This is a genomic window from Novosphingobium sp. SG754 (genome assembly GCF_013149315.1).
In the GTDB taxonomy this organism is placed as follows: Bacteria; Pseudomonadota; Alphaproteobacteria; order Sphingomonadales; family Sphingomonadaceae; genus Novosphingobium; species Novosphingobium capsulatum.
In genome coordinates, this window is sequence record NZ_JABGCC010000018.1 from 23572 (window position 1) to 32328 (window position 8757).

The 8757-nt window shown below is 67.0% G+C and carries 5 protein-coding genes; 4 read left to right on the plus strand and 1 reads right to left on the minus strand.

Annotation, left to right across the window (positions count from 1 at the left end):
- Positions 1–32: 32 nt before the first annotated feature.
- From FHW97_RS21475 to FHW97_RS21490, 4 genes are read left to right on the plus strand one after another with little or no spacing between them, the layout of a single operon-like run.
- Positions 33–2261 (plus strand): TonB-dependent receptor, encoded by a 2229-nt coding sequence (locus FHW97_RS21475; protein WP_169042186.1) that lies wholly within the window; start codon positions 33–35, stop codon positions 2259–2261.
- Positions 2261–5398, plus strand: coding sequence for an amidohydrolase family protein (locus tag FHW97_RS21480; protein WP_171799713.1), 3138 nt, complete (start codon positions 2261–2263; stop codon positions 5396–5398). Before FHW97_RS21475 ends, FHW97_RS21480 begins: the two co-directional genes overlap by 1 nt.
- Entirely contained in the window at positions 5395–6501 is a 1107-nt protein-coding gene (locus tag FHW97_RS21485; RefSeq protein WP_171799714.1) for a PepSY domain-containing protein, read from the plus strand. The genes FHW97_RS21480 and FHW97_RS21485 overlap by 4 nt, the downstream gene beginning before the upstream one ends.
- The gene (locus tag FHW97_RS21490; RefSeq protein WP_022677537.1) at positions 6498–6674 is read left to right on the plus strand and encodes a hypothetical protein; all 177 of its coding nucleotides are present in this window, start codon (positions 6498–6500) and stop codon (positions 6672–6674) included. The genes FHW97_RS21485 and FHW97_RS21490 overlap by 4 nt, the downstream gene beginning before the upstream one ends.
- On the opposite strand, the gene FHW97_RS21495 is transcribed toward FHW97_RS21490, so the two are convergent.
- Complete coding sequence (locus FHW97_RS21495; protein ID WP_171799715.1) at positions 6664–8337, minus strand: amidohydrolase; 1674 nt, start codon at positions 8335–8337, stop codon at positions 6664–6666. The genes FHW97_RS21490 and FHW97_RS21495 overlap by 11 nt on opposite strands.
- Positions 8338–8757: the final 420 nt, after the last annotated feature.

The following is an 8757-nucleotide window of genomic DNA, read 5'->3' on the forward strand; positions in this document are numbered from 1 at the left end:
GGGCGATCCATGACATGCACAGGGGAAGTACCATGAGGACCACACTGCATCTTGCCTGCCTGGCTGGCGTTTCCGCGCTGGCACTTGCTGCCCAGCCGGCCCTGGCCGCAGATGAACCGGCGGCGGAAAGCGCCGGCAGCATCGTCGTCACCGCGACCAAGCGCGCCGTGGCGCTCGACCAGACGCCGATCGCCGCCAGCGCCGTCTCGGGCAAGGACCTAGCCGCCGCCAACGCGCAGAGCCTGGGCGATTACATCGCCCGCCTGCCCGGCGTGGTGTTCAACGATTACCAGCCTGGCATTTCCGAGGTGGTGATCCGCGGGATCGCGGCGACGACCTATCACGAACAGGGCCAAACCACGGTTGGCTATTACCTCAACGAAGTGCCGCTGGTGGAACCGGGCTTTCCCATCGCCATCCCCGATGTCGACACATTCGATCTCAACCGGGTGGAAGTGCTGCGCGGCCCGCAAGGCACGCTGTTCGGTTCTTCCACCTTGGGCGGCCTCGTCAACTATGTGGTGAACCTGGCCGATCCAACCAAAATCGATGCCGCCGCATCGGGCCTGGTCGGCACGACCAAGAACAGCCATGGCGAAGCGAACTATGCCGCCAAGGCCATGATCAACGTGCCGCTGGTGACCGACAAGCTGGCGGTGCGCCTGGTCGCGCTGCAGCGCTTTGACGCGGGCTATCTCGACAATCCCGGCACCGGGGTGAACGGCAGCAACGATTTCCGCACGCGCGGCCTGCGCGGTTCGGTGGTGTTCACGCCCACGGCCGCGACCAAGATCAGCTATCTGTCATCGTGGCAGGATACCTACCTCGAAGACCAGACCTACCTCGATCTCGACCACCCCTACATCCGCAACACCGCACGGGCCGAGCCGCAGCGCACGCGCTTCTGGATGAACTCGCTGCGCCTGGACCAGGACCTGGGCGGCGCCGAACTGACCGCGATCGGCTCGGTCATCGAGAAGCACAATTTCACCCAGTTTTCCTATCCCTATTACTACGTCACCGGCGTGACCACGGGATCGGGTGCGGCCTATTCGGCCGGCAACGCCAATGCCAATATCAAGACCGCCGAAGTACGCCTTGCCTCCAAGGGCAATACCCCGCTGCGCTACCTGATCGGCGCGAGCTATATGGAAGCGCGCAAGCATAGCTACGACCAGATCTTCCAGAATGGGGCTGCGGCCTATATCGACGCCAATCCCGCGCTGTTCGGCGGCTATGCCGGCAGCGTGCTTACCCCGGGCGACCGCCTCTATGGCTATCTTTCCGATACCTATAACCAGGACGTGGGCGTCTTTGGCGAACTGACCTATGCCCCGCGCCACGATATCGAGATTACCGTGGGCGGCCGCTATTTCTGGAACCGCTACAACGCCACCGTCGTCAACCAGGCGGGTGCGCTGGGCGGCTATCCGGGTGGCTACAACCCCACGGACGCCAAGGGCTACGTCTCCAACAAGGAAGACGGCTTCACCCCCAAGGTGACGATCACGGCGCGGCCCACCAAGGATTTCCTGGCCTACGCCACCTATTCGGAAGGCTATCGCGTGGGCGGGATCAACCCCAACGCCGGCCTGCTGCCGACCATCCCGGTCAAATACAACAGCGACCGGGTGAAGAACTATGAAATGGGCGTGAAATTCCACGCGCTCGACAACCGCCTCTATGTCGAGGCGACGGTGTTCAATATCGACTGGAAAGGCATTCAGGCACGCCTGTTTGGCCCGGCGCCGTCATACTATTCCTATGTCTCCAACGCCGGCAGCGCCAATATCAGCGGCGTGGAACTGTCCGCCACGGCGCAACTGGCGCGCTTTGCCAGCTTCAGCACCAGCGCCACGGTCCAGGACGCGCGCCTCACCGCGTTCCTGCCCGATACCTTTGCCGTGGGCGGCGGCTATGCCTCGGGCTCGGTCCTGCCCGGATCGTCGCGCTGGTCGGTGGCCAACAACCTCAAGTTCGACTTTGCCGACGTGGCGTTCAAGCCTTCATTCGAAGTGGCGCATCGCTACCTGTCGTCGGCCCCGGTCGCGTTTGGCAACACCGCGACACGCGGCAATTTCAACATCTTCGATCTGCGCGCCAGCGTGACCGTGGGCGAAAAGCTGCGGGTCATGGTGTTTGCCAACAACGTGTTCGACAAGTTCGGCATTCTCAACGCGCCCTTCACGTCGCAGGCGGTGCCCGCCGGCTCGATCGTTCGCCCACGCACGCTGGGCCTGCGGGCCGACTGGTCGCTCTGATGCGCCAGGCCGCGCCGGTTCTTTCCCTGGTACTGGCGCTGGCCGCCGGGGCCGCTCATGCTGAGCCGCCCCGGCATCTGGCCTATCAGGCCCACGAAGCGACCTGGGCGCAGCCAGCGCTCTCGCCCGACGGCGCCTGGCTGTGGTTCGATATCCTGGGTGATATCTATCGCATGCCGGCCGGCGGCGGCACGGCGCAAGCGGTGCTCACCGGCACGCCGTTCGAGCGCAATCCGGTGCCCTCTCCCGACGGGCAATGGATTGCGTTCATTTCCGATCGCTCGGGCGTGACCAACGTTTGGGTTGCGCGCAGCGATGGCAGCGGCGCACGCCAATTGACGCACGAGACGTCGCTCGTGCTCATGACCTCTCCGGCATGGGCGCCCGACGGCCGCAGCGTCTATGTCAGCCGCGCGGTCCATGCCGTCCTGGCGTTCGAGCTGTGGCGCGTGCCGCTCGACGGCGGCGCGGCGCACGTGCTGGTCAAGGCGCAACCCAGCGGCAACGAAGGCTGGGACGAGCGCATCAATGCCCTGGGAGCAGCGCCTTCGCCCGATGGCAAGACGGTGTGGTATGCCACCAAGCGCGGCCACACCTGGACCGAGAAGGACCCGCCCACCTGGTCCATCGTGCGGCAGGATCTGGCTACAAGCGCGGTGGAAACCGTGGTGCCGGGCGGCATGCGGCCAGTGCTCTCGCCCGATGGCCAGTTGCTGGCCTATGCCGCGCGGCGCGATGGCACCACGCCTGCCACCAGCGAGACCGGCCTGCGCCTGCGCAACCTGGCCACGGGCGAAGACCGCTGGATTGCCTGGCCGATCGACCACGATGGGCAGGAAGGCGGCTATTACTACGACCTCACCCCCGGTTATCGCTTTACCCCCGATGGCCGCGCGCTGATCCTGGCCAAGGGCGGCGGTTTCGTGCGGATCGACCTGGCCAGCGGCGCGCAAACCCCGATTCCGTTCACGGCACCGGTCGACCTCGCGCTCGCCCCGCCAAGCCGCGTCAGGCAGCGCGTGGAAGACGGCCCCACGGTGCGCAGCCACTTGGCCGAAGGCGCGGCGCTGTCTCCTGATGGCAAGGCCATTGCCTTTACCGCGCTGGGCACGCTCTATCTCGCCGACCGCGCCGGTGGCGCCCCACGCGCATTGTTTGCCGGCAATGCGTTCCAGCCCGCCTGGTCGCCCGATGGGCAGAGCCTGGCTTTCGTGCGCTGGAGCGCGGAAACGGGCGGCGGCGTGTGGACCATTCCCGCCCATGGCGGCACGCCCCACGCGCTGGGGCCGCAGGGCGCCTATTGGACCGAACCGCGCTGGAGCCGCGATGGCAGCGGCGTGGTGGCCCTGCGCGCCGCGCAGTTCGACCGGTTGCACGCGCCCAACGAACTCGATCCCGCCTGGCCGGTAGACGTGGTCGCGTTGGGCCAGGACGGCAGCGCGCCGCGCGTGATCGCGCACGGCGCCGGCCTCAAGCAACTGCAGCAGACCGACGATAGCAGTTGGTGGGTCAACAGCGGCGGCGCCCTCGCCCGCGTGGAAGCAGATGGCACCCTGCGCCCACGCGCCCGCATCGTCGCCCGCGCGGCTGGCCAATATGTCAAGGAGCCGCGCCCGGTCGACGAACTGCGGATTTCGCCCGACGGCCACTGGCTCGCCGCGCGCACCGCGTTCGAATTGCACCTGCTGCCCCTGCCCGCCACGGACCAGCCGGTGAACCTGGCCGATGCCACTGCGGCGCAGCGCCAGATCACCCGCATTGGCGCCGATACCATGCGCTGGGATGGCGATGGCCTGTCGTGGACCACCGGGCCGTTCTGGCGCCATGCCGCGCCTGCGGCACTCACCGCCGCCGATCCCGAAAGCACTGCCACCCCGCGCGATCTCTCGGTGCAGGTACCCCGCGCGCTGCCCGCGATGCCGCAGGTGCTGCGCGGCGCCACGGTTTTGACCATGGACCACGGTGCCGTCATCGCCGATGCCGATGTGGTGATCATGGGCGACCGTATTGCCGCGATTGGCCCGCGTGGCACCGTGCCGGTTCCCGTCGGGGCGCAGGTGCGCGATCTGGCGGGCAAGTTCATCATCCCGGGCCTGATCGACGCGCATGCCCACTTCTTCCCCATTCCGCGCACCATCCACGATGGCACGCACTGGGAATTTCCCGCACTGCTCGCCTATGGCGTCACTTCTGTGCTGGAAGTGCAGCCATTCACGCCCGATATCTTTGCCTATGCCGATCGCATGGACGCCGGGCTTTCGACCGGGCCGCGCCTGTTCAGCACCGGGCCGGGCGTGTTCGTCAACAGCGCGATCACCTCGCAAGGCGTCGCGCAGGATGTGCTCACCCGCTATCGCGATGCCTATCGCACGCGCAACATAAAGAGCTACATGATTGGCGACCGCGCCGCCCGGCAGGATATGGCCAATGCCGCGCGCAAGCTGGGCATGATGCCCACGACCGAGGGCGCGGCCGACTATGTGCTGGAGTTGACCCACGCGATCGACGGCTTTTCCGGCAACGAGCACAACCTGCCCATCACCCCGATCCATGACGACGTGGTCCGCCTGTTCGTGGCCAGCCAGATCGCCTACACCCCCACGATCACCGTGCTTTATGGCGGCGCGCCTCTGCTCTTCGACGAAATCGAAAACCACGCGCCGCAAGACGATGCGCGGCTCACGCGCTTTACGCCGCCGTTCGCGCTGGCGGCCCGGCTGCGCGAACGGCACTGGACCGCCGCGCCCTGGCAGACCTGGCAGCGCTTTGCCCGGGATGCCGTGCGCCTGCGCCGCGCCGGCGGCCTGGTGGGCGTGGGCAGCCATGGGGAAATGCAGGGCATCGGCGTGCATTGGGAAATGGGCGCCTTCGTGGCCGGCGGCGCGACCCCGCTGGAAGCGCTGGAAATGGCGACGATCGACAACGCCCGGATCATCGGCCGCCCGGATGACCTGGGCAGCATCACGCCCGGCAAGCTGGCCGATCTCGTCGTGCTCGATGCCGATCCACGCACCGACATTGCCAATGCCCGTTCCATCGCGCTCATCATGCGCGGTGGCATCGCGTTCGATGGCCGCACCCTGGCCCGCGATGGCCAGGCGGCGGTTGCGCCGTGGTGGCAGGATACCGCGCCATGAAGCCCGCGACACTGCGCGCCTGGAGCAAAGTGCACACCTGGTCCAGCCTCACCTGCACGCTGTTCCTGCTGATCCTGACGCTGACCGGCCTGCCGCTCATCTTTCATGACGAGATCGACGGCCTGTCAAAATCGACCCGGCCCGAACACTGGAGCGCGGCCGAACTGCTGCCGGTTGACCGCGCCATGGCGGCCGCGCTGGCGCGCCATCCCGGCAGCGTGCCGATCTACCTGAGTTTCGATGAAGATCGCCCGGTGATCAACCTCACCACCGGCCCGACCGGCGATGCGCCCGAAGCGGCGATGCAGTTCAATCCGATCGACTTGCGCACTGCCACACCGCCCCACGGCGATGCGCCGGGCCATGGCGTGATGGATACGGTGCTCGATCTGCACAAGGATTTGCTGCTGGGCAAAGTGGGCGAATATTTCCTGGGCGCGATGGGCCTGTGCTTTGCCCTGGCGCTGGTTTCGGGCGTGGTGCTCTATGCGCCCTTCGCGCGCAAGCCCGGCTTTGCCACGGTACGCCGGGGCAAGTCCAACCGCCTGCGCTGGCTCGATTGGCACAATGTGATCGGCGGCGTCACGCTCGCCTGGGCCATGGTCGTGGGCCTGACCGGCACGATCAATACGCTGGCCGATCCGATCACCGCCTGGTGGCGCGGCGATGCCCTGGCCCGCCTGGCGCATGACAGCACGGGGCCGATCGTGCCCTATCGCCCCGGCATTGCCGCGCTGGCGCTGCGCCATGCGCAGGCCGCCGTGCCGGGGATGACGGTGCAGTTCGTGGCCTTTCCCGGCGCTGCGTTCAGCAGCCATGATCACATCGCGGTCTATCTCAAGGGCGCCACGCCGCTCACCGCCAAGCTGCTCACCCCGGTGATGGTCGATGCGCGCACCGGCCAGGTCGACGGTGTGGCGCCGATGCCGTGGTACATGAAAGGCCTGCTGCTGGCGCAACCGCTGCACTTTGGCGATTACGGGGGGCTGGCCATGAAAATTCTCTGGGCGCTGCTCGATCTGGTGAGCATCGTGGTGCTGGGCAGCGGGCTATACCTGTGGCTGGGCAAACCCCGCCCGGCCCGCAAGGCGCGCGCGGCATGAAGCAGGCACATCCCCTAGTGCCGGTGGCAATCATCGCCGTGGTCTCGCTGGCCGGCATGATCGCCGGGTTGGCGGGCGACGGCTGGGAAGACGTCGCCGCCGCGCTTGGCCTCACCGCCAGCGTCGCGCCCATTGCCTGGGCGCTGCGCCGTGGCGGGCCGATCAGGCGGTAAAACGCTCTACCCCGCCCACCACCGTGCGGATCACCTTGGCCTGCTCGATGGTTTCGGGATCGATGCGGAACAGGTCACGGTCGAACACCGCGAAATCGGCCTGCATGCCGGGCATGATCACGCCGCGCAGATGCTCCACCTTGCCGGCATAGGCGGCCTCGCGGGTATAGCCGCGCAGCGCCTGGGCCATGGTGATCCGCTGCTCGGGATACCAGCCCTGGGGATTCTTGCCATCGATCGTCTCGCGCATCACTGCGGCATAGATTCCGGTCAGGGGATCGAGCGGCGCCACCGGCCAGTCAGACCCGAAGCAGACATGCGCGCCACTGCGCACCATCGATCCCACGGCAAAGCTGGCGCGCAACCGCTCCGGCCCGATCCGCCGCACGGCCCAGCGGCCATCGTCGATGGCGTGATAGGGCTGCATCGAGGCGATCACCCCCTGCCGGGCAAAGCGCCCGATCGCTTCCTCGCGCAAGTGCTGGGCGTGTTCGATGCGAAAGCGCCGGTCGCGCGCGCCATTGGCCTTGGTCACCGCCGCCATGGTATCGAGCACGATGTCATTGGCTTCATCGCCGATGGCATGGGCGGTCACCTGCAGGCCCGCCTTGTCCGCGCCCGTCATCCACGCCGCCAGATCCTTGGGATCGGTCACGACAATGCCATGCGCGCCGGACTCGTCCTGGTAGGGCAGATACATCAGCGCGGTGCGCGACCCCAGCGAGCCGTCGAACACCACCTTGCACGCCCCCCAGCGCACCCAGTCGTCGCCGCGGCCTTCCTCGGCCACGATCCGGGCCATGCGCTCCCAGTCTTTCAGCGGCGTAAACTGATAGAACCGCATGCCGGTTTCGCCCTGCGACCGCAGCCGGTGGGTGATTTCATAGGTCGACCAATCGAGATCGGGCACGTGCACTTCGGTCACGCCCTTGCTCAACCCCAGGGCGATCCCGGCGCGCACCGCCGCATCCAGCCGCGCCGGGCTGGGTTGGGCAATGGCGCGCAGCACGAGGTCCTTGGCGGCGTCCTTGACGATCCCGGTCGGCTCCCCTTGCGCGTCGCGTACGATCACCCCGCCCGGCACATCGGGCGTGTTGCGGTCGATCCCCGCCAGCTTGAGCGCCAGCGAATTGCACAAGATCATGTGCAGGTCATAGCGGATTACCGCCACCGGCGTGTCTGGCGTGACGGCATCGATCCATTGCCGCGTGGGCAGGGTGCCGCCCCAGCGGTCCTGGTCCCAGTTGCCCCCTTCCAGCCATTCGCCCTTGGGCAGCGCCCGCGCCGCCTTGGCGATCTGCGCCACGAATTCATCGGGGCCGGCCGCATTGCGCAGCGACGGCTGGGTTAGCGCCAGCGACCCGATGGTGAAATGGGTGTGGCAATCAACCAGCCCGGGCGTGACGAAGGCGCCCTGCAGATCGACCACGCGGGTGCGCGGACCAGACCGCGCCCGCACCGCATCGCGCCCGATCGCCACGACATGGCCCCCGGCCACGCCGATGGCATCGCTGCGCACGTCCGGCCCTGCCCCGGTCCAGACTGCAGCGTTGACATAGGCCACCTCCACCGTCCCCTGCGCGGCCGCCAGCGCCCGCACTGGCAGGGCAGACGCCGCCACGGCGTTGAGCGAACCCGACACGAAAGCGCGACGCGTAACCATGACCTTGCTACCCCATTTGCATTCTTACCGACTGGCACTTTGCGCCGGCATGGACAAGGCGCGGCGTCCAGCTTGCAGATCACGCGGGGACCAGAGGGGTGGGGTGGGGTTGGCCGCTTTAGCGGTGTTGAATGCGGCGGGGGTCTGGGTTTGGGACAAGTACGAACCCGCTGGCGCGGGAGTGGCGCTTGTTTTGAGGCCTGGCCAGTGATCGGCGGTCAGTATCTAAGTTGAGGTCTGGACCCAGTAGGCAGACCATTTTGGCTCCTTTCAATCAAGGAGTCGTTCCATGACCAACGTCCTGTCTGATGCCCCTGCCACTTCGCTGCGTCAGCGCATGATCGAAGACATGAACATGCGCCGGTTCACGCGGAAGACCCAGTTCGATTACGTGCGGCATGTCGCGAGGTTCGCCACATA

What these genes read in the sequence shown, in the direction of transcription:
- FHW97_RS21475 (WP_169042186.1), top strand. Translation starts at nt 33, where the DNA reads ATGAGGACCACACTGCATCTTGCCTGCCTGGCTGGCGTTTCCGCGCTG.
- FHW97_RS21480 (WP_171799713.1), top strand. Translation starts at nt 2,261, where the DNA reads ATGCGCCAGGCCGCGCCGGTTCTTTCCCTGGTACTGGCGCTGGCCGCC.
- FHW97_RS21485 (WP_171799714.1), top strand. Translation starts at nt 5,395, where the DNA reads ATGAAGCCCGCGACACTGCGCGCCTGGAGCAAAGTGCACACCTGGTCC.
- FHW97_RS21490 (WP_022677537.1), top strand. Translation starts at nt 6,498, where the DNA reads ATGAAGCAGGCACATCCCCTAGTGCCGGTGGCAATCATCGCCGTGGTC.
- FHW97_RS21495 (WP_171799715.1), bottom strand. Translation starts at nt 8,337, where the DNA reads ATGGTTACGCGTCGCGCTTTCGTGTCGGGTTCGCTCAACGCCGTGGCG.